Source organism: Alcaligenes sp. HNGD-HTN06 (assembly GCF_049932565.1).
In the GTDB taxonomy this organism is placed as follows: Bacteria; Pseudomonadota; Gammaproteobacteria; order Burkholderiales; family Burkholderiaceae_B; genus Alcaligenes; species Alcaligenes ammonioxydans.
On record NZ_CP187782.1, the window covers coordinates 2,634,921 to 2,657,688 of the forward strand.

A 22,768-nucleotide genomic window follows, 5' to 3' on the forward strand; every position below is an offset into this window, starting at 1 on the left:
TCACCGCTCCTTTTTGCCCGCTGCTGGGGCATCGTCTTGCTTGGTCGTTACGTCGCCATCGAACAGGCGCCGCATCCAATACTGCGTTTTGGGCACTTCCCAGCCCTCGCCGGTCAGCACCACCCCGCGCTCGGGGTCCAGCACCATCCGGCCCTCCACCGGCACCACGTGCATTTTTTTCATGACACATCCTCTTGAAGTTTGAATTCGACCCGACCATCCGGCCCAGGTTTTTGCAGATTGGGATCTGCGATGGGATCAATCACATCCACGCTGATGTTCAGGCGCTTCAAAGGCGGGAGCTGCGCCAGTTCATACTCCTGCCAGGTTTGAGGGATCGCGTCCGACGGCAGCCCGTTTGAATACCCCACGGTCAGCTCAGCAGAAAACGTCATGCCGTAGTAAGTCACAGCGCGGTTCATGTCGATAATTTCGCCGCCCTCGTACTCGATAGGCTCGTATTCATCGCCAGGCCGCCACCCCAACAAGGCCCGCCAGACCTCGGCACGCAGGTCATGCAGCGCGTCTGCGGTTGCATCACCGCGTTCGTTGCTCGCCGTCGCCATCATCAGCACAACCGTGAAACGGTCGGTCACCTCCTGAACTGCCAGGTTCTGGGCAATGGGAGCCCGCGCCTCATCATCGGCCGGCATCACCACCAATGACGGCACCTCCACGCTGACCTGCCCGCGCTCAGGCTTGAAGTCGATAGCGACAAAAACCCGGTTGTCGAACGTTCGGCAGTAGGTGCGCAAATGACCTACAACATCGGACAGTTTCATTTCAGGGCCTCGTTCAGTGAGGCACGCAGACGCTGCATAACAGCGCCTTCCTGCTCGGCCAGTGCATCAGCAATCCAGTTGCCTTTAGAGCGGAGACCGCGCTTCGTGCCGTAATGCAGGAATGCCGGATAGAAGCCTTGTTTTCTGGGATCTGCATTCCATTTACTGGCGGGCGCCGGCATCTGGTGCTGGACTTTTGCATAGAACCCACCCGAGCCCATCCGCACCTTGATCGACTTGGCCATCCGCCCCGTTCGCCGACTTGGGTACTCATCGCTACCGCCGCGCTTGGAGATTTTCTTTCGGGAAGCCTTCGCGACCATACGGCCAGCATCACGGAACGCCTTACGCATCGGACCGCGCTTGAACTGCATCTGGCTGATGTTTTCAAACCCTTGCAGGCCGAGCATCGCTTTCATCGCAGACGTTTTCATACCAACTCCCCATCCCCAAACTCTTCAAGATCAAGCACCAAAAACTGACGCTCCCCCCGCAGCGGGGCAGCCCGCCGCACCCGGTAAACTCTGCCGGCATGAAAAATTTCGTGCTGATCGGTAATGCCGCACAGATAACGCAAAAGGCAACGATGGGTAATTCGCTCATCCGTTTGTGCCGTAGCGGCCCAGACGGCAGTTCCAACGGGAGTCAGTGCTGCCCAGCGCAGTATCGGATCAAGTCGTTGCTCTGCCACCCCAGACCAGCCAACCGGTTGATCCCGACACAATCGAATCTGAACGCGTTTGTTCAACTCCCCCGCTGTAGGCTCCGGAAAACCAAGTTTCGCCACCATAAATTCCCTCCTAAATAAACCGGCGTTAGAACGCAGGAGGTAATGACAGCGGCACGAGCAACGAATCGACATACAAACGGGGCATTTCGTTCACTGCTGATGAGCCTGTCAACATGAGCTCGCGATTCCGATACATCCAGCCGCAGGTCAACAGCAGCCAGTCCCGCACGCCGGGGTATTGGGAAATGTCGACTCCAGCCAGAAAGGTGACTACTGCCTCTTTAGGGGCGCTTGCTCGTCCAGAAACGACGGTTCGGCGCCCCTTCTCGATAGCCTCAAAAGCAACGGACTCACCATCGACTACAACTGTCTCGACCAAAGCCACGGCACCAACAGAGAGGGCTGACCCAAGCATAATTTTTTCCGTGAATCGCCCCCGGCGGATGATCGATCCGGTGCGTGTTTCAGCCAGAGCCCGTGCTGCTGGAATAATTTGCTGTTCGATAAGCTCATCTTCCGCATCCTCATCAATTCGCGAGTAACGCTTCACCTCGCTCACGGTCAGCGGCTCTTCAGCAAGATAGGACACTAAGGAAATCATGGCTTGCGACGACTACGGCCGGCTGACGGCTTCATATCGTCGTTAGCGTCGCCCGCCGTGAAATCAGGCGTTGGGGCATCGTCCCATTGCTTCACAACTGCTACACCGCTCTCGACCAAGTTCTCGGCGACGAGCCGGTCAAATCCCGCGACATCACCGGGGCTATAGGGGCCGCAGTTTTTCACGAATTCAATCTGCATCACTGACTCCTTAAAAAATCGCCCGCCTATCGAAGCGCGGGCCGATGATTTACTTGCCCCACTGCACCTGCGTGAGCACCGCAACGGACTCGGCGTGACGAGGGCCGAAATCGTGCTTTGCAATAACGCGGACCAGCGTTTGGTCGCGCTGGAAAGCGGAAACCACGTTGCCGGAAGAGTCCTTGTAGGTTGCTTCCTTCGAGTAGTCGATAATCAGCTGCTCTTCTTCACCAATAAAGCAGTCGCCGAAATCGGCGAAGTAAATCTCGGAGCCGTTCGTCGGCGCCTCTGGGCCTGAACCCACAGCAAGGTTCACCGGCACCTGAGTAGTCAGGCCGACCGGATAGCCCATCAGCATGCCCGCGTCCAGCTCCGGGTAAACTTTGTTGCCGTTTCCATCACGCATAGCCTGAAGGAATCGCTTTGTACGAGGCGCCATGATCCAGCCGGCCGCAGACATATTTGCATCTGCCGCCTCCAGCACAAGAACGAGCTTGTTTAGCTCAAGAGACACTTGGGCGATAGTCGGCTCAGCCTGCGATGCCGGATAGACATTGGCCGCCGGCGCCCAATAGCGCAAACCCTTGGGATTGCTCGCTTGCCCGTCGTCACGAATGAACGCCTTGTCCTCTCGCGCAGCGATGGCTGCGGTGAGGTCGCCGACCACAATTGCGTCGACATTTGTACTGGACGATGAGGTAGCCAGCAAATCGTTCGAGATAGGCACCAGTGCCGTCAGCTTCTTGCCTGACAGCTTCAGATCATCAAACTCCTGATTCGTCACGGGGATGTCCGAGTCCGAGCCGATGTAGCCGACAACCGCACCACCCTTGAGACGAGGCAACGTGATGTTGCCGTTATTCAAAGGCAGAGAACGCGCGCCCAGACGACGAACGACAGACTTAGGCCGCAACAGCTCAATCACTTCGCTGGAAAGGTTGGTTGGCACAAGCACGCCGCCCGCTCCGGCGGTGAGTGTGTTCAGCGATGCCGCAATATGCTCACCGTAACCGCGCTCCATAGCGATCTGCGCGGCCTCCCGGTGATTGCCTTGTGCGGCCGCAAGGGCGAGCACCATTTTTGCCATGCCGGCCCCTTTTGCTTCAGGCTCCTTGGGGCTCGCTGGCACGGTGCGGCTGGGATTGGCATGGCTCTCAACAGGCAACGCAGCAGCAGCGGCCATTCGCTCAGCCGTTTCGGCTCGTTCAATCTGCGCAGTCAAGTCGCTGAATTTGCTTTGTAAATCGGCAAATTGAGCTTGCTGATCTGCGCTAAGCTCCTTGCCGCTTGCTTCAATTGCAGCCAACGCTTGAGCTTGATCATTGATCGCGGCGCGTTCGCTACGCAGTTCGTGTACCTTCTTAGCCATTTGTTGGCTCCTATAAAAAAAGCCGCCTCAATGGGCGGCAATTGGCCTTAGACGCGAACGCGGCTAAATGCAATTTTGTAAATTCATCGCAGCTGCGCGGGCAGAGATTCGATTAACGCTGGATCGTCGCGCTGCAACTTGAGCAGCAATTCGATTGATAGCCGCTTGCGGCGTCTCGACTCGATCTGCCAACCCAATTGACACTGCGTCCTGACCGAAGAAAACCCCCGCCTCCGTTTGCATGACATCGGCCACACTCAAGCCACGGTTACGCGACACCGTTTGAACAAAGGCGTCGTAGTTTTTCTGCACTAGATCTGTTAACCAAGAATATGCCTCATCCGTAATTGGCGCTTCACTAGACAGGTCGTTCTTACGTGCGCCAGCAAAAACAGTTGTGATTTTGATGCCAGCCTGCTCATGCCGTTTGCTCAAGTCCACATGCCGAGCAATTACTCCAATTGAACCAACACCGGAGCTTCGCGAAACGATCACCTCCGACGCTGAAGACGCCAAGGCATAAGCGGCCGAATAAGCGCCAAAATTCGAGATTGCGGTGATGGGCTTCACCGAGCGAGCCGCAAAAATCTCCTCCGAGAACTCCATACAACCAGTCGCAGACCCGCCAGGGCTATCAATATCCATGACGATGTGCTCTACCGCCGGGTCAGAAAGAGCTTGATTGAGCATGCGACGAAGGTCCTCGTAGCTCGTCATGGTTTCACACATATTCAAGTGCGCAGAGCGAGAAACAAGGACGCCATGAATCGGCATAATGTAAACCCCCATCTCCTGAGCGACTTGCAGTCGACGCTCTTCCGGAGTTGGGCCCGCCGAAACGGGTTCATCATCATGCCAAGCGCCTACCGCTGGAGGCAATCCGATATTGACGATATTGAGGTTCATGGATTGATTTGCCCAATGAACCGCCATATTCAACGTATCGTCGCGCACCATTTGAGGCGCATTAAAAATCAGGCTCGCAAGCCGGTGGTGGTTTTTCATTTCAGTGCCTCTGCTATGGCGGCGGCCGCCTTGGGATCAGGCTCAATTGGAGGAATACTTGCGCTGGAGCCTGCCGCGTCAACCATGTTCAACGGCTGGAGATAGACATCGCCCCCTACAACGGGAGGCATATTCTCAAGGCGACGAATGTCATTGATTGACAGCCAGCCCCATTGGCGCCCGACAGCGTAGGCCTTGTAACGCGCCTCTTGATTGCCTCGCAATAACCCGCCGATATTGAACTCGATGTAGTACTCGTTACGCTCGCTGGAACTCAAGAAATCCCGCTGCATTGCCTGCTCATGCCTGCGAAGCCATGGCATAAGCGCATAAATGACAAACTGGATTTGTAAGTTTTCAACGTTGTTGTATGTCGCCCCTTCCAGCGTTCCCACCATTGGGAGCGGGATTTTATATATCCGAGCCATATCCGAATCGGAAAGTTTCAGCATGCTGATGAGCTCTGCATCTACATTGCTCATGGTCAGCGGCCGGAACGTCATCCCCTCCTGCAATAGGGCGATCTTGCCTCTATTGCTGGACCCTCCAAATCGCTCCTGCCATTCGCTTGTTATCGCATCTGCTGTCTTCTGGTCTTTGAACGCCGGAGCTTCAGCTGGCCGCTCCAGGACTCCCGATAATGCCGTTCCATTCAAAAAAGACTTTGCGGAGTACTCTGAGAGTGCCAAGGCGTATCCAACTGAATTGGCGTGAAGCGCAATTGGGGATAGGCCTACATAGCTGTCCAAAGAAACCCATCTCACATGATGTATTAGGCGCTGCGGCATAGGGTCGCCTGAACCAATCCGATAATACGGCTGCAGATCACCGCCCCGCAGAACTGTAACTTTGCCGACGTCCAGTGGGTAAAGAGCCTTGATTCGCCCCCTGGCGTCCCGCTCTATGTAACTGTATGAGTTGCCTCGCAGCCCAGCGCTCATTTGCCCGAACTCACGAAATTCAAATGGCGTCTGCCACCCGTTAGGCTGGTACCTAAGAATGTCGTAAAGAGGGTGAGCCACAGCCGCTTCACGCCCTCCATCAGACTTTCGTCGATATAGCTCTAAGGGCAACTGAGCAACGCTTTCAGCCAGCAAAGATGCGCAGTTTTGCAACACGGGAATCGAAAGCGCAGTTTCATGATTCACCAATTGCCCCGATGTCGATTTCGTCCCGCCCAGAAGGCCTGAAACCCACCCCCCCAGCGCGCCGGTATCTACCGTCGATTTCTTAAACAGCATGACGGTCCAATGCAATGCCGAACGCAATTAAGAGCAAGCCACCGATAACTGCTGCTGCAGCAGGGCTGAAGGCCGCCACACCACCAACCAACGACGAAAAACCAGCTCCCATAGCAGCCAAAGCGAATTTTTCTTTCACGTTCATATCGTTGCCCCTTGTTCGTAAATACTCACATGCCGCTTCCCCGACGAAACCATGGCGCGACCGATCGCCATAATTAGGGCAACCGCTCCGTCAATTTTGTTGTCAGGGTGCTGCTTGATTGGACGCATGATGTCGTCACTGCCGGGCATATGCCTGGCTACCACATTACCGACACACCAAGTCATGATGGGATGCCCATCGTGATGAAAGCGGCCCGCCAAAATTGCAGCCTCCAGCTCCTTCATGGGGTCGGCCATGTTGGTGTAGTTCTGTGTGATGATGATCGGGCTAAGCCCTTCGTCATCGAGCTGGTGCGACAGATTCGCCGCGCCGTGCGGGTCTATTGGGCTAGACTCAACCGGAGCAAGCTGGTTTACCTCCAGCGCCTCAGCCAGCACATCCCGATAGTCGATTTCTGCTCCAGGCGTCGCAATAAGGTGACCAGAAGCCGCCCAGGATTGATAGCGATCTGCCATTCGTCGATTCTCGGTATTTTGAATCGTGTCTTCAGGCACCCAAAAAACCGGATCGATACAGAAGTAATGCCTCCGATTTCGGACCTCGCCTGACTTTGGGTCTTTCCAAGGACGATCCTCCCAGAAGAGCTTGACCATTGCGGTTAAGTCAATCTTGGCCGCCAAGTCCAACCCCAGAGAGCACCTCTGTCCCCGAAATTGATCCAATGACAGGCTACGATCCAAGCATGGATCGGCACCAAACCGAGCCATATTGAAGAACCCTGACTTGGCCGCCGTCCATACGTTCAAGTGCTTGTTCTTGAACGTACTGGCAAACCGAGCACGGCGTATGGCCTGTTGCTGCTGCGACTCCAGATAATCCTGAAACACCGATATGCCGATGTTTGGATTGGCCTTGGCCAACACCTTCGGATCCATCCAGTCGTCATCTTCATCAATGGTCCAGATCCAGCCGAACAGTTCGTCATTCGGCACCAAGCCTTCGAGCATCTCGACCACTTCCTGGCGCTTGTCGTAGCAAGGGCCGGCGATGTTGGCGCCCGCCGTCGTGATGATGAACATCAGCGGCTGGCGGCGCGCGCCCATACCTGTCTGCATCGTCACATACAGGTCGTCGGCATCATGTTCGTGGTACTCGTCCACAATCGCGCAGGATGGGGACGATCCGTCGCCAGGATTTCCGATGATCGGCTCAAACCGGCTTCCGTCATCGGGGCGGTTCAAGTTACCCGCATTGACCTCGATGCCCAGCAAATCCTTCAGTTCAGCCGTTCGGTTGACCATCAGCCGTGCGGGCCGGAAAACTTCCCAAGCCTGTTTCTCCGTTGTGGCACCGCTGTACACCTCCGCACCGAACTCACCATCAGCGCAAAACATGCCAAGGCCGACGCCAGCGGCAATGACGCTTTTGCCGTTCTTGCGCGGGACCTCCCAATACGATTCACGGAATCGGCGCATGCCGTCTTTCTTGCGTACCCAGCCAAACGTGCAGGCCAGGCCGAAAAGTTGCCAGGGCTCCAGCGTGATCTTCTTGCGCTGGCGCGCCCACTCCCCTTTGGTGTGGGGCAGGAACTCGATAAACCGCAGCTTCTTCTCGGCCTTGCCCTGGTCGAATCGGTAGGGGTAGTCACGGTCCTTGCTCTTGGCCACATCAGCCAAATGTCGCTGGCACGCCAACTTAACGAAACGGCAGCACGGAATGACACCGCGCACCACATCGCGGGCAAACTTCTGCGCCTGGGCAACTCGGGGGAATCTTCCTGTTGCCATGTCACATTTCCAAAATTGCTGCCAGCTCATCGCCGGCGGTGCGCTTCTTCGGCCCCAGCAGCCGCTGGCGACTTGATGGGTCCAGACCAAGCAGCGAACCAAACGTGGCCATCTGCCGCGCTGCCTCATTGATCACTGTCGCGGCCGGGTTCTTTACTACCCCGCCCTGGGCGCCCAGCACCGTAATGCCATTCTCCGCAATATGACGCTGCGCCTCCCGAAACCGACCATAAGCGGCGCAGTACAGTTCCAAGTTCTGAATATCGGTGGCTTGCAGTACCTGCTGCTTGCACAGTAATGGCGCCAAGTGCAACCAGAGATTCCGCCCTTCATCGGCCATCCACTCAGGCGGATCAATATTAATTACCGCGCCGAACTCGGGAGCATCTTTATTAAGCGCCCGCTTACCGGGATTGCCGGCAGCGACCTTGCGCTCAGTGGGTTTAGGTTTGCGGCCAGATCGGCCAGGAACGCCTGCCATCGGGCCAACTCCTAAATTTCATTTTTCGCGGCTGTAAAAATTTGACTAGGCGGCAGGTGTCCAGAAAAATCATTTTCTGGCTTCTCCCCCCCCCTACCCCTGCGAGCCACTCCCCCAGCCATTTCCTGCCCCGCCTGCCTTAACCCGCCGCCCGGCCAACGCCTCCCGCTGAGACTTCTTTCGGTGGCATTCCGCATTGATTGCACGAAGGTTCTCATGTGCATCGGTGCCGCCCTGCGAGATAGGAATTACATGGTCAACCTCGTCTGCCGGAAGCGGGCTACCCAACGCCTGGCAGGTTTCACACTGGCAGAGCCCACCATCCCTTATCAGAATGTAGTCACGCCTTCGCCGCCAAGACCTACCGCCACGCCCCGATTCTTTCGGTTCTTTGCGCCACTTCGTTGCACACCGGAGATGTAACTCACAATATCCACTTGCATTGCGATGCAGCATGCCACACCCGACCATCCGACATGGGCGCAGAGGCCTTCTAGACATAAGCAACCCAAAAAGAAAAGCCCCGACAAGCACATGCCTGTCGGGGCTAAAAAAGAGAATTTATGCTATTCAACCACAAGAGAAAGGGGTGTCAGTTTTGCCGTGAAAGTATCGAAATAAAACGCTTTCTTTAATGGCTTTTGCGCTGCGCCGCTCCACAAGTGCGTTCCGTCTTTCAATGCATCTTCGATAGATACGTACTCAGGTTGAATTCCACGCATCAAGCCAATTGTCAAACACATCATGTCGCGCATAGCGCCATCATTTCTATCAGCTCTTATAGCCTCAATCCGCTGCACCCGACCACCCTCAAGCCCGACAACGATATCCACATCAACATTACCCCGGAGCGTGTAGGGAGTTGGCCGGTCGAATACCTGGGGCATCAATTCGGTGATGGCCTTTTGGATCGCTGCCGCTGTGCGGTTTAGCGCGAGCGACGTGGCATAAGGAATCTGCCGCTCAGCGCGCCCGAGCCACCGGGCGCCGTCTTTGGCGTTGCTGGTGTACTCAATCATGGCGACCTCGAAAAATATAACCCCCTCCCTATTTGGAGGAGGCTGTTTCCGATGTTGGGGGCGCATGCCTGCTGGGTTTGGGGCGGAAAAAATATAATACCCCATTGAAAAAACTCGTGAACAGCGAGAGTTCGGGGTTCGAATCCCCCTTACCGGGTCTATTTCCCCAGGGGCCCCCGGCTTTTCCCAAACAAAAGGGCCGCTCCAAAAAGGAACGGCCCTAACCTGCAAAGCGGATCCACCCTGTCGGGCTCGGCACCTACCGATTTGAGTATGCTTGGACTTCACGCAGAAACAAAAAGCCCCACCATCTCTGGCAGGGCTCCTTTCGTCAGGCTGAGCAATATCCAGCCTACGGGATTTATTCTGATTGAGTATAGACACTTCGTCAACGTGTCTAGACAAAATAAATATTGTTCTCCCTGTTCATATTCAGCCTATACGATATCGACTTTGACTAGACTGTCATCTTGCGTTGACACACAAACTTGGTGCGCAAGATTCCCGTGAACATAGATTTGAATTATGGAGACAAAATTGAACCCGAATTTAAGTTCAATGCTCGAAAAATTTGATGGCTGTGAAGGTGGCGATCCGGGTCACAAGACCAATCCCTCCGTTTGGCTCTTTGGAATTGAGCCCGGCTGGTCAGTATTTGACCAAGAAAATATCGAGCCCATAAATAATCCAATGGATGATGGGTATTCAATAAAAACTCAGCTCCAGTGGCCATTTAACCGCAATGCCTTCAAACTTCTCGCTGCCATTAATGGTTTCCCGGTATCCCAATATCGTGAGTTTGCAAACGCACACCGCCCCTTTGTACAGGGATCAACAGGATACTTTAAAGGCAATCTCTATCCCTACGCCTGCAATAAGGTTACCACTTGGCCGGATGACGCAAGGGAGGAAACTGGATTTGCAAGCAAAGCAGAGTACCAGAAATGGTGTGCAGAGCATCGCTGGCCTGCTATCAAGAGCTGGGTCGACGAACACAAGCCGAAACTATTCATAGGCGTTGGGAATACTTTCCGCAGCCAATTCGCTCTCTCCGTACTCGGTCAAAGCGTTGATCTCGTATGCCGAGAAATCTCCGTAAATGGATACAGTAAAAAAATGTACTTTGGCGAGTCTAGCGGCCAAAAACTAGTTGTCATTCCTCACCTGTCTAATGGTAGCAATAGCCTCAATAGCGATGAGTCCATTGAAAAGGCTGGAGCATTGATTTCTTCTTTCCTAAAGGACTAAGAGTCATATCCGCTAAACCACAAAATTAGCCGGTTGATTGGGATGCTACTCGCTCAACCGTACTTATAAAGGCGGCTGACATTCAGATTTAGGCCTCAAATGAGGCCTAAGTTTTTTTGTCAATTGCAGCAGTACTGCTGCTTCACAGTTGAGCGAAAATTTCGATTCAACGCCGCTGCATACGTCGTGCCACGCGATCAGTGCAGGCCGATGCAATAGCTAGAAGCTCCACATCACTAGCCGCACAACCCACTTCGCCCATCTCAATGTTACGAGCCAATTTGGCAAAGGACATGATGTAGGCGTTAGAAGGGATGGGAGTGATCTGCACATTTAAGTCCTGCTCACGGTTATCTCGATCAAACCGGACATTCCAGCGCTGTGTACGTAGATCACCCTCAGACTGCATTAGGGTCTGGAAGACACGCTGAGAAATAGCTGCCGCCAACGCCTGGGCTTCAATTGTCCTTTGCGGCGTCCCGTAGCCACCAGTCCTGCGAAGACTGGGCAGAACTTCCGATGTGATCCATTTGCGGAATCGGTGTGGGACGGTATTAGGCTTCACTGCATCGCGGCAACGAAGCGCTAAGGTATACATGCCGGATTCGGAGACAACAACAAGGCTACCACCACGATCTAACTTCAAGTTAGACCGCTCATCCTCATCCAGGGATGCCGTGGCTTTTGATGGGTTGCTTAGCTTCAGCGCCCTGCATACGTCTGTAGCAACAAACCACGGCTCGCCCTCAAACATAATGATGCGAACGGCGTGAGATTCAAAATTAAAAACAGACGGAGATGTTGCAATTGGCGATAGTACGCCTTGAGTAGATCTAGACATGATGCGCTCCTTGTTGAGACTTCAATGCCTCATGGAGCGTTCTTACGCGCAGCCATGAGGCGGCCAGGAGGTTAAGAACACGTAACAAGCCGTGCGGACTTCTTCCCCTTTCGGGTCTTGTATCCGTCGCCCTCCCGGCCATAGTCAAATGTCCGGGCGCAAAAATACCGCTGCTGACGGGTGCGGGCTTCCGCTTGTTACAGGAGTTCTTACGCTCCATCCCTTCCGGGACGAGTTAAGTGTACCCCTAGGTAAACGGCTTCGCAACGCCCCCGCCCAATACCCAAACTACATGCCTCGCGCTGCCACACCCCGTTGCGCTACGGATGCACTAGGTGGCACTAACCCCATCTGAAACGCCAATTGCTTAGTGGCGAACTCCAGCCGGAAGTAATACAACGCCCTGGATATGCTCAACCGCTCCAGCTTCTCCTTGATAGCGCCAGGCCGAACATAGTGCATAGACAGGATTGCCCGATATTCCGGGTGTATAGCATTTACCTCCGCGTCCAAGCGCTCCACTTCTTTATCAGACACGAACTCTGATGGGTCCATGTGCGTGCCGCCATCCACGCGCATCACCATGAAAGCGGCTTTCTTCGGATAGCCTAATACACTCCGGTTCTCACCCCGCTTCCAACGCCCCCACTCGCCCAGCAAGATTTCAATCTGCGATTTCATACTTCCCCCACTTCAATCTTCAGATACCCGCGCTTGGCTGGGTCCAATCCAACATCAATGATCAACAGTCGGAACCGTTTTCCCTCTACCCATTTAAGTCCTGACATCAAACCTCCCGCACGGAAATGCCGTGGACCTGAAGCATTAGCTTACGCTTCATAATGTAGTCCCGCGTCCTCATACCCTTGGCGTCCTCGATGACGGTCTGACCGGTAGCGGTGTCCGTATAGCGGAAGTCGGCCACATACTCACAAGACCGTTCCGCTTTGCCATCTGAACGGCGCTGCTTGGGGATCAACACAAACCGCGGCTGCAGCTCCAAGTCAGTAATCTGCCCTGCCCGCTCCAGCAGTTTCAGTTTCTGATAACGAGTGCCTTCCCTTTCGCTATCAAACGTGATGCCGTCAATGACTACCTTGCGGTTTCCATACTTACGCTTCATGATGGCTCTCCTGCCGCTGCCTGGGCCATGCGCACGATGGTGGGCGTGCGCCCCTTGGGATTAGCCACGATTCCCTTTGCCCACGCCTTGTGATCCTTCCCTTTCCGGCTGATTGCTCGCTGAGCCATTTCACGCATGGCCTTCGTCCCCTGCTCAGTCTGGGCTGAGCCTGAAGGTGCTGGCAGTGCTGGTGCTGGGTCGGGAATGTCAGGCCACGCCCCCAGGGCCAACTGAGCATTGAGCGCCTTCTTCCAGCGCCCTTCCATCTGCTGGTAGGCTTGGTTGAGCAAATCAAACCGGCCCACAGCCGCAGCTGCATGGAAGATCGCAGGGTGTGACCACTCACCACGCTCACCACGTTCTCGGGCTTGCATACCCCGCACAGCTTCAAAGAACGCCACATCAGGCTCCAGGTAGGGACGGCAGGCCCGCAAAAACTCGGTCAAGCTGGGAGGCCAGTCGTACATGCGTCGGCTGTTCTGAATGCCCAAGGCAACATCCACCGGACGAATCCCTTCCTCATCAAACGCCTCAGCCCAAGCCTGCTCCCAGTTCGACATGGCCGCCTCGCCCACAAAGTTGGACTTCCACTTGCCGGGGTACAGGCCATCCATCCGGGCGTACAAGTGCTCCATCAGCGTTTTGCCATCCAGCTTGGGCACTGGCTTGAGCCAGGCGCTCTCACGCTCAAACGTCGACAACATCACCACCTCCTTGGCAACCCTTCATCCGATCTTTGCGTCGCTGCTCCAGAAACGCATTCGGGTCAAACTTTCCACCCCGAGCCGCTTGCCCGCCCCCTTGCTGGTCCTGCGACATCCCCCGCGTTAGCCAGTCGGCTTTCCCTCCTCGCCAACCACGCAGCATGCACTCGGCCAGGAAGTCGTCAACGCTGTAGCCCATAGCCATGGCTCGACGCGCTTCCGCCCCCAACCGGTTTGCAGCGGTCTGAGTCAACGGCGCTTTGATCGCTTTGCGGTGCTGCAGGTAATCGGCCCAGACTTCTGGCGACGGATTCACAGGCCAGTGCTCGAAGCTGAAGGCTGGCGAACTTTCTTTTTTGGTATTTTTTTCTTCTGTAGTCTCTGTAGTAATCTCTGTCTTTATTAACGAACTGCCGTTTGGGGAGTTCGGGAGTTCCGCTTTGGGGGTTTCGGTAATTGCCTTTTCGCTGTTCCCGAATTGCCTTTTGGCGTTTCGGGAATCGCCGTTTTGGCGTTCGGGGTTTCCACTGTTTTGCGCCCCCTCGACGGCCTCGGAAACCAGACTGTCAAACGCATCTCGGTCGAGTTTGAAGTACAGCTTGTGCTCGATACGCTTGTGGGTTTCGGTGATAAGACCACGGGCACGGAGCTGACGACGCGCTGTGGCCTGCTCTTTAGCGGACAAGCCCGTTTCTGCCTCCCACTGTTCGGCAGTCTTGTACACACCCAGCTCGGCGTCTTCCATGCGCTCGTCCCAATAGATGAGCTGAGACAGGAAGATGGCAGCGTTAACGCCCCCAACCATTCGGGCCAAGGAGGGGTGATAGGCAATTGGACGCCCTATCGTGCGCATCAGGTCGGATGCACTTAGCATGTCACCTGCCTCCTTAAATACACCCCCACGAACGTCTCTACGTCGCGGTCGGCTTCCTCGGGCCATTGGCCAAGGCGTTTCAATTCATCGCGGGTCTGGTGTAGCCAGGTGATCTGCAGGCCCACTGCGGTGGCTTTGTCGTAGATCCCGCCCTGGTCGAGCTTGCTGTGGCAGCCTCGCCCCCAAGCGTTATCGGTACACAGCGGGAACATCAAAGCGTCAGATACTTTCAGGCCCAACCCTTTGCCAAACTCAACGCCATTCATATGGGCAGCTTGGGACCGGTACCAGCGGCCGCAGTTAGCGCATGGCAGTGCTGCGACGTTGCGACGGTGCTGCTCAGAGCGGAAAACAGCCGGCAGTTTGGGCTGGTGCTTAAAAAGGGTGCCTACGAGCTTGGCGACGACCATGGGCATGCTGGGGCCCTTCTTTTGCTTTGGCTTTGCCTTGAATGCACTGCGCTTGAGTGCATGTCGGCGCTGCAGCTGGGTACGCTGGGGGAGATCAGTCTTTTTCATCGATCTTCCCCAAGGCAATCCACAGTGATGCGCCCATGACGATGCTTGTTGCTGTCAATGCTGCCCACAAAGGCATGGGGTAGCCGCTATACAGCGCTATCAGTGTTTCTAGTGTCTTCATCGCAACTGATCCTTGAGAGACGTAGGCAGCGTGTAGAACAGGCCCATGCCGTCCAGCGTGCGCACGAAGTGCTGTGGGTTCACCTTTGCCAGGCTGTCAGTACCGAACTCGGCGTATAGCTTTTCTTTGATCTGGCGCTGGCGCTCATGGGGTTCTTGGTCGAAAGCGACGCTCAGGGCTTTGCATACCTGGGGGCTGTTGAACCAGCCCAGCTTGTACAGGTCGGTGTAGTAGGTCCCGTAGGGTGCTTTGGTCATGCTGAGACCTCCTTGCGGTGCCAGCGGGTTACGTTGCGGATGATGCGAAAGCACAGGCGGATCAGATCCAAGGCTTTGGCCACCACACGCTCACGCTCTTCATGGGTCACACGACCGTCTGCGGTTGTGCCGGTGATGGCGCTGCACATCTCGCCAAGCTCAGCGGCTGCTTTGAGTGCCTTTTCATTTAAAGCAGTGGCCTCGTTCTCGAATCCCCCTACCGGCTCTGGTGGTAAGTCAACGACATGCAGACCACCTTGATGGGCAGCGGCAATCAACCAGTCCCTTGCGCTTTCTCGGCAGTCGGCCAGTTCCTCTAGCCACTCGGTCAGCAGAAAGGCCATATCAATGTCCAGTTGCTCTCCACCGGTCAGCTTGCGACGGAGGGACTCTGGATGAATCGACAGGCCACGCCGGTCAGAAAGAAACACGGCAGCCGCGCCAACGCCGCCTGGGGCCTGACGGACGGCACTGTAGAGCGCGTCTCGCCAGTTCAAGGAAGAAAAACGTCTTGTCATTGGGCTGAACTCCTGTGTATTTCAGCGTTTCGCCCGCCCCACGTAATCGCTACAGTAAAAGTGTGAAAAGTACGTAGTGATTAATGCGGAGCGGGAACTACAAATGGAAAAAATAGGTGTTGGGTCGGAAAATGCGGGGATGGATAAAAAAGAACTTCCCCGCTTTGAAATCATTGATAGAGCTACTGAGCTGGCGTACCAGGTCTTCAACTGCCCTACCGATGACCACATCACCGGCATATACGACCGGCTTGTTTGGAATGAACTGCATGGGCTGGGTGAACTCGGGGCCGTTACGGTTCATTGAGGCGGTCAATCCCGATCAGCTATGCTTAGAAGTGCGAGTAACTAAACTTTTCTGAAAGGAATTGACCATGAGCGATAAGCCCGAAAATTTCGTCGTCACCTATAAAAACAAACAGGCGATTGTTGAGCGTCACTTCGAGCTTCCTAATGGAGGCGAGATTTCCTATAGGCACGTAATCAAAGAAACTGAAAAACCGGCGGACCCAACAATGCTTGATCTGCACCGGATATCGGCTGACAAAACCATCCGATACCTGCTTCAATTCATGCCAGAGGGCTATGACGCAGACCAGCCATACAAGGCTGGCGAAAAACTAGACCTCTAAGGGAATACCGCAAGCGTCGCGAGGAACATCCCTCGGAGGCAGGCCGAGGTCATTCAAAGCCTGCCGACCCTCAGGGGCAGCGCTTAAGGCGTCATAAAGATCACAAGCTGCAGCTCGCAGAATGCGATCCTCAGCACTGAGACCCTCAGCTCCAACTGCAAAATCCAAAGCACTGTGGATGTGGCGGTGGCTCAGTGAAGACCCGCTACGCCTCATCCAGGAATCAGCAAGTCCTGCGATGCGTTGCGAGAAACTAGACATGTGCGCCCCCTTTCGTAATGCAGTCAGGGGGACCGATGGGGATACGGTCGTCAGGTTTTGGGTCGGGGGTGTTGGGCATGTGGGGCTCCTTGGCCTGCTGCTCAGCAAACTCAGCGATTAAGTCTTTAGCTTTCAGGCGACTATCCGCTTTCAAAAGGCGGTCCAGCACAAGCAGAGATGGGCGCTTGCCTCTCCAGCCTGTGGCGATCTGCCATAGATAGCCTTGACCGACGTCTGCCCGTTCAGCAAGAACAGCCCGTTCAGTTTTTGAAAGAGATTTGTAGAGTTCTGATAGCTTCATACCTTGATATTAGCTTTAGGCTAAATATTAAGTCAAGCCTTTGGCTAATTCATTTTTTTAGCTTTCCGCTATTAAATACACCGATGACAATTGACGAGATCCGACGCCATAACCTGGCGCAACTAATATCCAGCTATGGGACGCTGACGGCCTTTGCAGCCGCCATTGAGCGATCAGAGTCTCAGGTCAGCCAGTGGGTTAATGCCTCCCTTAACTCGGGGACAGGAAAACCGAGGGGCATGAGATCGGATAGTTGTCGGCATATTGAACGGATGACGGGTAAGCCAAGTGGTTGGATGGATCAATCACACGGAAGTACCGAGCCAAGCATAGGGACTACGGAGCTCGCTCCGGCGCAATTAGTATCGCCTCCTCCTGGCTATGTGCGCCTAGAACACCTCTCCCCCACCCCCTCCATGGGCCGTGGCCGCGAAGTTGACGCCCCCGTACAACTCGTTCAGCACTTAGATGTGCTTGAGCAATGGGTGCGGGAGAAAGTTGGAAGTGTGAACCCATCTCGCATCAAGGTTCTGACCGGTAGCGGCAACAGCATGTCTCCCACTATCAATGATGGGGATTTGGTCTTTGTAGACGTGGAGTGTCGGAGCATCGAAGCCGCAGGGATCTATGTGCTCGATGTTGCGGGTCGACTGATACTCAAGAAGGCGATGATCCTGAGCAGTGGGACGCTGATTATTCGCAGCGACAATGTGGATGAGTACCCAGATGAAGAGCGCTACGACCTGCGCCACATTGCCGAGGCTATCACTGTGTGTGGGAAGGTCATGGCTTGGTGGAGCTTGAGGAAGGGCTGATGATGAGCAACTATTTGCCCCAGCCCAGGGAGGCTGTACGTAAGAAGGACTGAGCAGGAAGAGACAGGGAGCCATACGGCTCCTTATTTTTTAACCATGAAGTAACTAAGTTTGTTTTTATGTAAGGAAGTAGACGTGGCTTACACATACAAGATGGCTCAAATTCACCCGAACAGCATTCTCATGCAACAGAACAGTAGTGTGGTGGCGCAATAGGAGGATGGGCAATCCAAGCCCTGAACAGAAAAACTAATCAATTAAATATTTTGACAGTACTGGACTCTTTGGTATGCTCTACGTATGAGTAAAGAAATCAACCGCTTAGTTAAAGCCTTAACGGAGGCAGAACCTTCTGTGGAGAAGGTTCGCTTGGCGTTTGCAGATCTCGGTGCCTCACTCGAAAAACAGAGCGAAAAAGTCCAGCTTAAACAGCAAGAAATAAAAAAGGACTCTAAACGTGGCGCAAGACTCACAAAACATCGATTTTCTTTATGATTTCCTTTATGTTGACAAACAAAGAGTCAACTCATGGTTCGCTCAAATGTTCAACGAGGGGGTTCTCACATCATTCAAGAGCACTCAAAACGCAACCGGTTCATTCACTAGCGATGTTTCTGGTGGAGTGCCCGGAGTAGCCAAAGGAACACTACGCTCTGTGGACGGCACTCAGGAGGGGTATGAACGGCATTACAACGCTGAGTGGAGCCTCCCGCTTACGCTCTTAGACGCGCTTGATGAACATGGCTTCATCCATAGAAACGTCGCTAACGCTCCAGTCGGGTCTTTAGTGCTGTTGAGCGGGCACATGCAATTCACCGATGTGGAAATGCTACAAAAAATATGGGAGCCTGCAATTAAGATTATGATGCAGCAGGTAAAAGTAACTCACCAGAACAAAACCCAATTAGCTAATCAGAAAAATATGATGATTGCGTTCGGCGATGTGCTGCGGGCCATGCCACCAGAACCGCAAGCGCACATCCGAGGGGATGATGGCCTTTCATTTTGGGCGTCAATGCGGCCCGATAGCATGACCGTCAACTCTTCAACGCTGGCGCTTGCTCACGGATCATCCCTGGAGGGCACTTGGCACGCCCTCGCCGTTCTTGACGCTAAGCCAAGCAGTCACGGAGGAAATGGTATAGACAGAATCAGCCAAAGCGACATGGGAGACACGATGGCAGAAGTCTTAACATTAGTAAGAACTGTGGTTGGAAGAGACGAGGTTTCTTATGCAGTCACTCCGGTACTGATTTTCCGTCAATCACACAGCGCCGTTACTACCACTTGATACATCACTTAACCATGCACCAAAGCCCCTCCCGGGGCTTTTTTGTTGGGCGCACAGACTAGGCCCTGACGCCCCCAGGCCCGAGGAAGCGTTACAAAGCACTTCTATGCTTAAGTGGGCGAAAAGCCCATACTGGTACAATGAGACTGATCTCATTCAAAGGTAGCAGTCTCGCTACCTCACTAATCTTCAAATTTCCTGCTGAACCATTGCCTTGGAGCGCCTCTATTTCCGGGCCCCGCAGCAATTTGAAGTCATACAGAAGGTATTACTATCTACGAAAAACTTAACCAGGCTAGTCGCAGCCCACTACACACTTCTCCGTTGCGCGAGCCCGCTCGCCGAACAGTCGAAAGCCATCAAACCTATACAAAACAAGTGGTGTCGACCCGGCAAAAACTTATCCGACAGCTAAAAGACCGGTTCCCCGGCCTTCCGTTCTGATACGTCAGCTCACGTCACGAGCTCATCACCAGAAAGCCCCTCACGGGGCTTTTTCGTTGGTCGACACTTATTCAGGAAGGCAGATCAACTTTAGTCGGCGTAAATTTCTCAGGAGCAGCATTGCTGGCGGGGGCTGGGCGCCAACCTTTCTGACGCATGCATGCTGACGTGATTTCGTTTCTCCTCAACGCCATATCCAGCGACGAACCAAACGCGCTCCTATAAGAGTTGTCGAACCCGCCAGCATATTTCAACGCTTCGTACTCGCATGCTGACTTATCCGCCTCAAAGTCCCAGACATTGGCGCCAGGTTTATACAGAACCTGCTTAGCACATCCAGCCAGGCCGATGGCCAGCACCATTCCCACGGTCATCCGACTAAGTCTGCTCATCTCTTCCTGTCGCCCCCAAAAATACAAAAAGTAACAACATCTTAGCCTGCTAGAACGCTCAGGCCCATTAGCCATTAACGCAATAAATAGCCTTAAGCTAAATAAATATTGACCTTTTATTTAGCTTAAGGCTAATATTCGTTTAACGCTCTTTAACAACCCACCAGCCGATGTTGCTCACCTCACCTATGCGGGGTGTTCGTCCGGCATCAATGGCACCCACAAGCATGGTTGTGGCTCTGCGCGGTATCCCTGCCGTTTCCAGTCCGCCAAGCGCGGTTCACGGAGAAAGAGGGTGAGGCGTAGACGGCCAAGAAAAGAAATGGTCACGCTGGTTGGAATCCCAGCAACGGCCTGGAAACAGGCCGCTTTGGTAAGCATCAATGGTGGTGCTTACTGAAGCGAGGAAACATGGATAACCAACACAAGCACATCAAGGGCTACCGAGATTTGTCGGAATCCGAGATTGCTGCAATGAACGAAGGCAAGGAGCTGGCTGAGAAAGTCGGCGCTTGGTTGGAAAAGCTGCAGGCTGACAGTTCGCTGGATCAACGTGCGGTTGCCCTGGGTAAAACCAACCTGCAACAGGGTTTCATGTGGGCCATTCGCGGTATTGCCCAGCCAACGACCTTTTAAGAACCCGGCCCCAGATCGGGGCCGCATCTGAAACCGTCCTACTGAGGGCGGTTTTTCATGCGAGGACACGATATGAAAGTGACTTTCGGAAGTGGCGATCCGCAGGACTGCCCATTCACCCCTGCTCCGCGTGGCGCAGGCGCTAACCCAAAAAAGGCACACACATGAAAAAGAAGTTCGAACATTGCATCGGCGCTCATGTCGAGCTGGCGATGTCAAAGGAAAAGGGGCGTGTTGTTGCGCGAGCGAAGTTTGAAACCGGTGTGCGCCAGTATCTGGTCCGCTATGTGGCTGCAGATGGCCGGCAGGTTGAGGGCTGGCTCGAGTCGGATGCGGTGCGCAATGTAAATGCAGCGCAGGCCCTTGGCGACCTCATTACAGCCGCAGCGCTTAAGAGGACAGAGGCGTCAACTGTGCTGCGGTCGCATCCGCGACTCAAGGATGCGTCGATCGAATCGGTGAAGCTCAAGGCCGAGCCGTATGTGGCGAAGCCTAACGGCGAAGAGCTGAAGGCGATCAAAGGTCAACTGGACTCGCTATCACACAGCGTTGCGGCACTACAGAACGAGCTCTCTGGCTTAAGCGGTCAATTCACAATCCTGGCCGATCGTTTTTGTCTCAGCGCATCGTCCCTCAATCCACAGCAGCACGCCAGCCTGTAGGCGCACAGGCCCATGGCCCGCATGGTGAGAGCGGGCACCCTCTGATGGCAGTCCTTCGCTGTCGTGTTAGCGACGGCAGTATTTTCCAATCCCTTAGTACGTGTGGTCCGAGCAAGCGGTGCTTTATCTCGCAAGAAGGGCTGCTATCAGAGGGTTTACCCATCTACCCGCCCCACCTTCAAACGAAGCGTGGGGCTTTTTCGTTTTTCAACAGGAGGCGCTATGACTGCGCTCGCAAATCTGTTTATGTGGGCTGGCGTGCTTTCCATCGCACTGCTGGCTGACAAGTTCTGGGTGCGCTCTGTGCGCCCTCCCCTGGCCGCTCACTTTGGGTGGGAGCCTTTGCCTGGTGAAAGCGAGACCCCGACCAGTTGGTGTCTGGGGATGCCCACTGCGTTCTTTGTAATCGCAGTGATCCTGAAATTCATCGCCCCCGCAGCGGGCTTCTAACCATGGCTTCAGTCAACAAAGTAATTCTCGTCGGCAACCTTGGGCGAGATCCCGAAGTTCGATACAACGCCGGTGGCGCCCCCGTATGCAATATCTCCATTGCGACCACGTCCACCTGGAAGGATAAGCAGACCGGCGAACCCCGAGAGGAAACCGAATGGCATCGTGTGGTGTTCTACAACCGTCTGGCTGAAATCGCGGGTGAGTACCTTCGCAAAGGCCGTCCCGTCTACGTGGAAGGTCGTCTGCGTACCCGTAAATGGACAGGCCAGGACGGACAGGAGCGTTTCACGACTGAAATCATTGCCGAGCGAATGCAGATGTTGGGCAGCAATGACGGGCAATAAGATCGATATAGACCACCGCTTCAAGCACCATCAAAAACATATAGGCCAGCGGTGCTTTCAGTAAACGCAAACACCAAAGAAAAAGACTCTTTCTTAATTCGGTCAATCGAACGAATCTGGCCAGGCAAGCCAAACTTTTGAGGGGCTAATCCATGAACCCCGATCATTTCGGACTCTTCATTTAATATCCTGGAATAGTGTCGAAATTTTTTCAATTTCCACTCATCTAATAGGCTCAAATCTAACTCAGAACTAGTCTGCTGCATTTCATAGAGTAATGTGTCAATCTGGGTTGATAGCTCCTTCGGAACCACGCCATAGATATTGAACATCCCAATAGCTGCGAATGAAGAATTATGTAGCTCTCTAGCAAGGCCCACAATCTTCTGACTAATTCGCTCACGCCGATAAGCCTGCTCTTTCTCCATAGCGATATGCTGCGCGCGGCTGATACGTGCAGCATAAGCGCCCAGAACAACTGTTCCGAGGGCACCTACGGCCCCCCACCCTAAACTCCAATCGCCTGACGGCCAGCCATGAGCCATCACCAGCGCAAAGAGCAATAGCAGTCCAAACGCCGTTATATCAGTCCAGCTCGGCTTCAAATCTCCCTCCCAATAATCATGCCCCCAGGCTACGCCTGAGCATAGCCCATCCCTAAAGGAAATATCCATGAGCAATAAATCATTCGTCGATGTTTTGCAGGATCTGCGTTACGGAACACTGCACGATGAGCTGACAGAAAAAATGCAGGAAGTCGTCAATGCCTGCATCAGCACCGGCAAAGCAGGCTCTCTCACCCTTCAAATCAAGCTCAAACCTGGCAAAAGTGGGGAGCTTGAACTCACTGACACTATCAAGTCCACGGTGCCAGAGCTTGAGAAAGGTAGCTCCATTATGTGGGCCACACCGGAAGGCAACCTTCAACGCCAAGACCCACGCCAAATCACGATTGAGGGTCTCAAGGATATTGGCCGCGAAGAATACAAAAACCTCAAATCTGTTTAAAGGA

36 protein-coding genes and 1 pseudogene are annotated in these 22,768 nt (G+C 54.2%); 11 read left to right on the forward strand and 26 right to left on the reverse strand.

Annotated elements, in window-relative coordinates:
* The 14 genes from ACOZ42_RS12005 to ACOZ42_RS12070 form a co-directional block, all read right to left on the reverse strand.
* Positions 1-183, reverse strand: a complete 183-nt coding sequence (locus tag ACOZ42_RS12005) for a DUF2635 domain-containing protein (RefSeq protein ID WP_131070769.1) — start codon at positions 181-183, stop codon at positions 1-3.
* Positions 180-782 (reverse strand): phage tail terminator protein, encoded by a 603-nt coding sequence (locus ACOZ42_RS12010; protein WP_426345175.1) that lies wholly within the window; start codon positions 780-782, stop codon positions 180-182. Before ACOZ42_RS12010 ends, ACOZ42_RS12005 begins: the two co-directional genes overlap by 4 nt.
* A complete protein-coding gene (locus tag ACOZ42_RS12015) occupies positions 779-1,216 on the reverse strand; it encodes a hypothetical protein (protein ID WP_239054370.1) in 438 nt (145 codons plus the stop codon). Before ACOZ42_RS12015 ends, ACOZ42_RS12010 begins: the two co-directional genes overlap by 4 nt.
* Positions 1,213-1,572: a head-tail adaptor protein gene (locus tag ACOZ42_RS12020; protein ID WP_239054371.1), complete on the reverse strand. Its 360-nt coding sequence runs from the start codon at positions 1,570-1,572 to the stop codon at positions 1,213-1,215. The genes ACOZ42_RS12015 and ACOZ42_RS12020 overlap by 4 nt, the downstream gene beginning before the upstream one ends.
* A gap of 25 nt (positions 1,573-1,597) precedes the next feature.
* Entirely contained in the window at positions 1,598-2,113 is a 516-nt protein-coding gene (locus ACOZ42_RS12025) for a phage gp6-like head-tail connector protein (protein ID WP_239054372.1), read from the reverse strand.
* Positions 2,110-2,313 carry a hypothetical protein gene (locus ACOZ42_RS12030; RefSeq protein ID WP_426345176.1) on the reverse strand — a complete coding sequence of 68 codons (204 nt, stop codon included), beginning with the start codon at positions 2,311-2,313 and terminating at the stop codon, positions 2,110-2,112. The genes ACOZ42_RS12025 and ACOZ42_RS12030 overlap by 4 nt, the downstream gene beginning before the upstream one ends.
* A 49-nt stretch (positions 2,314-2,362) precedes the next feature.
* Entirely contained in the window at positions 2,363-3,682 is a 1,320-nt protein-coding gene (locus tag ACOZ42_RS12035; RefSeq protein ID WP_426345177.1) for a phage major capsid protein, read from the reverse strand.
* Positions 3,683-3,745: 63 nt separating this feature from the next.
* Positions 3,746-4,687, reverse strand: a complete 942-nt coding sequence (locus ACOZ42_RS12040) for a S49 family peptidase (protein ID WP_426345178.1) — start codon at positions 4,685-4,687, stop codon at positions 3,746-3,748.
* Positions 4,684-5,928 (reverse strand): phage portal protein, encoded by a 1,245-nt coding sequence (locus ACOZ42_RS12045; protein WP_426345179.1) that lies wholly within the window; start codon positions 5,926-5,928, stop codon positions 4,684-4,686. The genes ACOZ42_RS12040 and ACOZ42_RS12045 overlap by 4 nt, the downstream gene beginning before the upstream one ends.
* Positions 5,918-6,073, reverse strand: coding sequence for a hypothetical protein (locus tag ACOZ42_RS12050; protein WP_426345180.1), 156 nt, complete (start codon positions 6,071-6,073; stop codon positions 5,918-5,920). The genes ACOZ42_RS12045 and ACOZ42_RS12050 overlap by 11 nt, the downstream gene beginning before the upstream one ends.
* Complete coding sequence (locus ACOZ42_RS12055) at positions 6,070-7,821, reverse strand: terminase large subunit (protein ID WP_426345181.1); 1,752 nt, start codon at positions 7,819-7,821, stop codon at positions 6,070-6,072. Before ACOZ42_RS12055 ends, ACOZ42_RS12050 begins: the two co-directional genes overlap by 4 nt.
* 1 nt (position 7,822) lies before the next feature.
* Positions 7,823-8,302: a phage terminase small subunit P27 family gene (locus ACOZ42_RS12060; RefSeq protein WP_426345182.1), complete on the reverse strand. Its 480-nt coding sequence runs from the start codon at positions 8,300-8,302 to the stop codon at positions 7,823-7,825.
* Positions 8,303-8,395: 93 nt separating this feature from the next.
* Positions 8,396-8,803 (reverse strand): HNH endonuclease, encoded by a 408-nt coding sequence (locus tag ACOZ42_RS12065; RefSeq protein ID WP_426345183.1) that lies wholly within the window; start codon positions 8,801-8,803, stop codon positions 8,396-8,398.
* A 65-nt stretch (positions 8,804-8,868) separates the two neighbouring features.
* Entirely contained in the window at positions 8,869-9,321 is a 453-nt protein-coding gene (locus ACOZ42_RS12070; protein WP_426345184.1) for a hypothetical protein, read from the reverse strand.
* A gap of 537 nt (positions 9,322-9,858) precedes the next feature.
* Here ACOZ42_RS12070 and ACOZ42_RS12075 point away from each other — a divergent pair.
* A complete protein-coding gene (locus ACOZ42_RS12075) occupies positions 9,859-10,569 on the forward strand; it encodes a hypothetical protein (protein WP_426345185.1) in 711 nt (236 codons plus the stop codon).
* A gap of 166 nt (positions 10,570-10,735) precedes the next feature.
* Here the strand turns inward: ACOZ42_RS12075 and ACOZ42_RS12080 are convergent, their stop codons facing one another.
* The 9 genes from ACOZ42_RS12080 to ACOZ42_RS12120 form a co-directional block, all read right to left on the reverse strand.
* A complete protein-coding gene (locus ACOZ42_RS12080; protein WP_426345186.1) occupies positions 10,736-11,410 on the reverse strand; it encodes a BRO-N domain-containing protein in 675 nt (224 codons plus the stop codon).
* A 288-nt stretch (positions 11,411-11,698) separates the two neighbouring features.
* The gene (locus ACOZ42_RS12085; RefSeq protein ID WP_426345187.1) at positions 11,699-12,091 is read right to left on the reverse strand and encodes a DUF1492 domain-containing protein; all 393 of its coding nucleotides are present in this window, start codon (positions 12,089-12,091) and stop codon (positions 11,699-11,701) included.
* A 106-nt stretch (positions 12,092-12,197) separates the two neighbouring features.
* Complete coding sequence (locus ACOZ42_RS12090) at positions 12,198-12,533, reverse strand: DUF1064 domain-containing protein (RefSeq protein ID WP_426345188.1); 336 nt, start codon at positions 12,531-12,533, stop codon at positions 12,198-12,200.
* Complete coding sequence (locus tag ACOZ42_RS12095; RefSeq protein ID WP_426345189.1) at positions 12,530-13,237, reverse strand: hypothetical protein; 708 nt, start codon at positions 13,235-13,237, stop codon at positions 12,530-12,532. Before ACOZ42_RS12095 ends, ACOZ42_RS12090 begins: the two co-directional genes overlap by 4 nt.
* On the reverse strand, positions 13,221-14,111 hold the full coding sequence (locus ACOZ42_RS12100; protein ID WP_426345190.1) for a hypothetical protein: 891 nt from the start codon (positions 14,109-14,111) through the stop codon (positions 13,221-13,223). Before ACOZ42_RS12100 ends, ACOZ42_RS12095 begins: the two co-directional genes overlap by 17 nt.
* Complete coding sequence (locus ACOZ42_RS12105; protein WP_426345191.1) at positions 14,105-14,629, reverse strand: hypothetical protein; 525 nt, start codon at positions 14,627-14,629, stop codon at positions 14,105-14,107. The genes ACOZ42_RS12100 and ACOZ42_RS12105 overlap by 7 nt, the downstream gene beginning before the upstream one ends.
* Positions 14,616-14,750, reverse strand: coding sequence for a hypothetical protein (locus tag ACOZ42_RS12110; protein WP_257723247.1), 135 nt, complete (start codon positions 14,748-14,750; stop codon positions 14,616-14,618). Before ACOZ42_RS12110 ends, ACOZ42_RS12105 begins: the two co-directional genes overlap by 14 nt.
* Positions 14,747-15,007, reverse strand: coding sequence for a hypothetical protein (locus tag ACOZ42_RS12115; RefSeq protein WP_426345192.1), 261 nt, complete (start codon positions 15,005-15,007; stop codon positions 14,747-14,749). The genes ACOZ42_RS12110 and ACOZ42_RS12115 overlap by 4 nt, the downstream gene beginning before the upstream one ends.
* Positions 15,004-15,525, reverse strand: a complete 522-nt coding sequence (locus ACOZ42_RS12120) for a phage regulatory CII family protein (protein ID WP_240209589.1) — start codon at positions 15,523-15,525, stop codon at positions 15,004-15,006. Before ACOZ42_RS12120 ends, ACOZ42_RS12115 begins: the two co-directional genes overlap by 4 nt.
* 103 nt (positions 15,526-15,628) lie before the next feature.
* Between ACOZ42_RS12120 and ACOZ42_RS12125 the strand changes: the two genes are divergently transcribed.
* On the forward strand, positions 15,629-15,832 hold the full coding sequence (locus tag ACOZ42_RS12125; protein WP_426345193.1) for a hypothetical protein: 204 nt from the start codon (positions 15,629-15,631) through the stop codon (positions 15,830-15,832).
* 67 nt (positions 15,833-15,899) lie between these two features.
* Positions 15,900-16,157, forward strand: a complete 258-nt coding sequence (locus tag ACOZ42_RS12130) for a hypothetical protein (RefSeq protein ID WP_426345194.1) — start codon at positions 15,900-15,902, stop codon at positions 16,155-16,157.
* Between the two features lie 253 nt (positions 16,158-16,410).
* Here ACOZ42_RS12130 and ACOZ42_RS12135 read toward each other — a convergent pair whose 3' ends face one another.
* On the reverse strand, positions 16,411-16,719 hold the full coding sequence (locus ACOZ42_RS12135) for a hypothetical protein (protein ID WP_426345195.1): 309 nt from the start codon (positions 16,717-16,719) through the stop codon (positions 16,411-16,413).
* A gap of 416 nt (positions 16,720-17,135) precedes the next feature.
* Here ACOZ42_RS12135 and ACOZ42_RS12140 point away from each other — a divergent pair, with 416 nt between their 5' ends.
* The 3 genes from ACOZ42_RS12140 to ACOZ42_RS12150 all read left to right on the forward strand — a co-directional run bounded on the left by ACOZ42_RS12140 (position 17,136) and on the right by ACOZ42_RS12150 (position 18,825).
* The gene (locus ACOZ42_RS12140; protein WP_426345849.1) at positions 17,136-17,534 is read left to right on the forward strand and encodes a S24 family peptidase; all 399 of its coding nucleotides are present in this window, start codon (positions 17,136-17,138) and stop codon (positions 17,532-17,534) included.
* A 300-nt stretch (positions 17,535-17,834) separates the two neighbouring features.
* Entirely contained in the window at positions 17,835-18,029 is a 195-nt protein-coding gene (locus tag ACOZ42_RS12145; protein ID WP_426345196.1) for a hypothetical protein, read from the forward strand.
* Positions 17,992-18,825: a DUF6414 family protein gene (locus ACOZ42_RS12150; RefSeq protein ID WP_426345197.1), complete on the forward strand. Its 834-nt coding sequence runs from the start codon at positions 17,992-17,994 to the stop codon at positions 18,823-18,825. Before ACOZ42_RS12145 ends, ACOZ42_RS12150 begins: the two co-directional genes overlap by 38 nt.
* Before the next feature lie 515 nt (positions 18,826-19,340).
* Here the strand turns inward: ACOZ42_RS12150 and ACOZ42_RS12155 are convergent.
* On the reverse strand, positions 19,341-19,631 hold the full coding sequence (locus ACOZ42_RS12155) for a hypothetical protein (RefSeq protein WP_426345198.1): 291 nt from the start codon (positions 19,629-19,631) through the stop codon (positions 19,341-19,343).
* 441 nt (positions 19,632-20,072) lie between these two features.
* On the opposite strand from ACOZ42_RS12155, the gene ACOZ42_RS12160 reads away from it, so the two are divergent.
* The 4 genes and pseudogenes from ACOZ42_RS12160 to ssb form a co-directional block, all read left to right on the forward strand.
* Positions 20,073-20,297: a DUF7681 family protein gene (locus ACOZ42_RS12160; RefSeq protein WP_426345199.1), complete on the forward strand. Its 225-nt coding sequence runs from the start codon at positions 20,073-20,075 to the stop codon at positions 20,295-20,297.
* A 164-nt stretch (positions 20,298-20,461) separates the two neighbouring features.
* Positions 20,462-20,959: a hypothetical protein gene (locus ACOZ42_RS12165; RefSeq protein ID WP_426345200.1), complete on the forward strand. Its 498-nt coding sequence runs from the start codon at positions 20,462-20,464 to the stop codon at positions 20,957-20,959.
* 222 nt (positions 20,960-21,181) lie between these two features.
* Positions 21,182-21,409 (forward strand): hypothetical protein, encoded by a 228-nt coding sequence (locus ACOZ42_RS12170; protein ID WP_426345201.1) that lies wholly within the window; start codon positions 21,182-21,184, stop codon positions 21,407-21,409.
* 2 nt (positions 21,410-21,411) lie between these two features.
* Positions 21,412-21,750, forward strand: a pseudogene (ssb, locus tag ACOZ42_RS12175) (single-stranded DNA-binding protein); the annotation flags it as partial.
* Positions 21,751-21,776: 26 nt separating this feature from the next.
* On the opposite strand, the gene ACOZ42_RS12180 reads toward ssb, so the two are convergent.
* Entirely contained in the window at positions 21,777-22,430 is a 654-nt protein-coding gene (locus tag ACOZ42_RS12180) for a hypothetical protein (RefSeq protein WP_426345202.1), read from the reverse strand.
* Between ACOZ42_RS12180 and ACOZ42_RS12185 the strand changes: the two genes are divergently transcribed.
* A complete protein-coding gene (locus tag ACOZ42_RS12185; protein WP_372406773.1) occupies positions 22,429-22,764 on the forward strand; it encodes a hypothetical protein in 336 nt (111 codons plus the stop codon). The genes ACOZ42_RS12180 and ACOZ42_RS12185 overlap by 2 nt on opposite strands.
* Positions 22,765-22,768 lie beyond the last annotated feature (4 nt).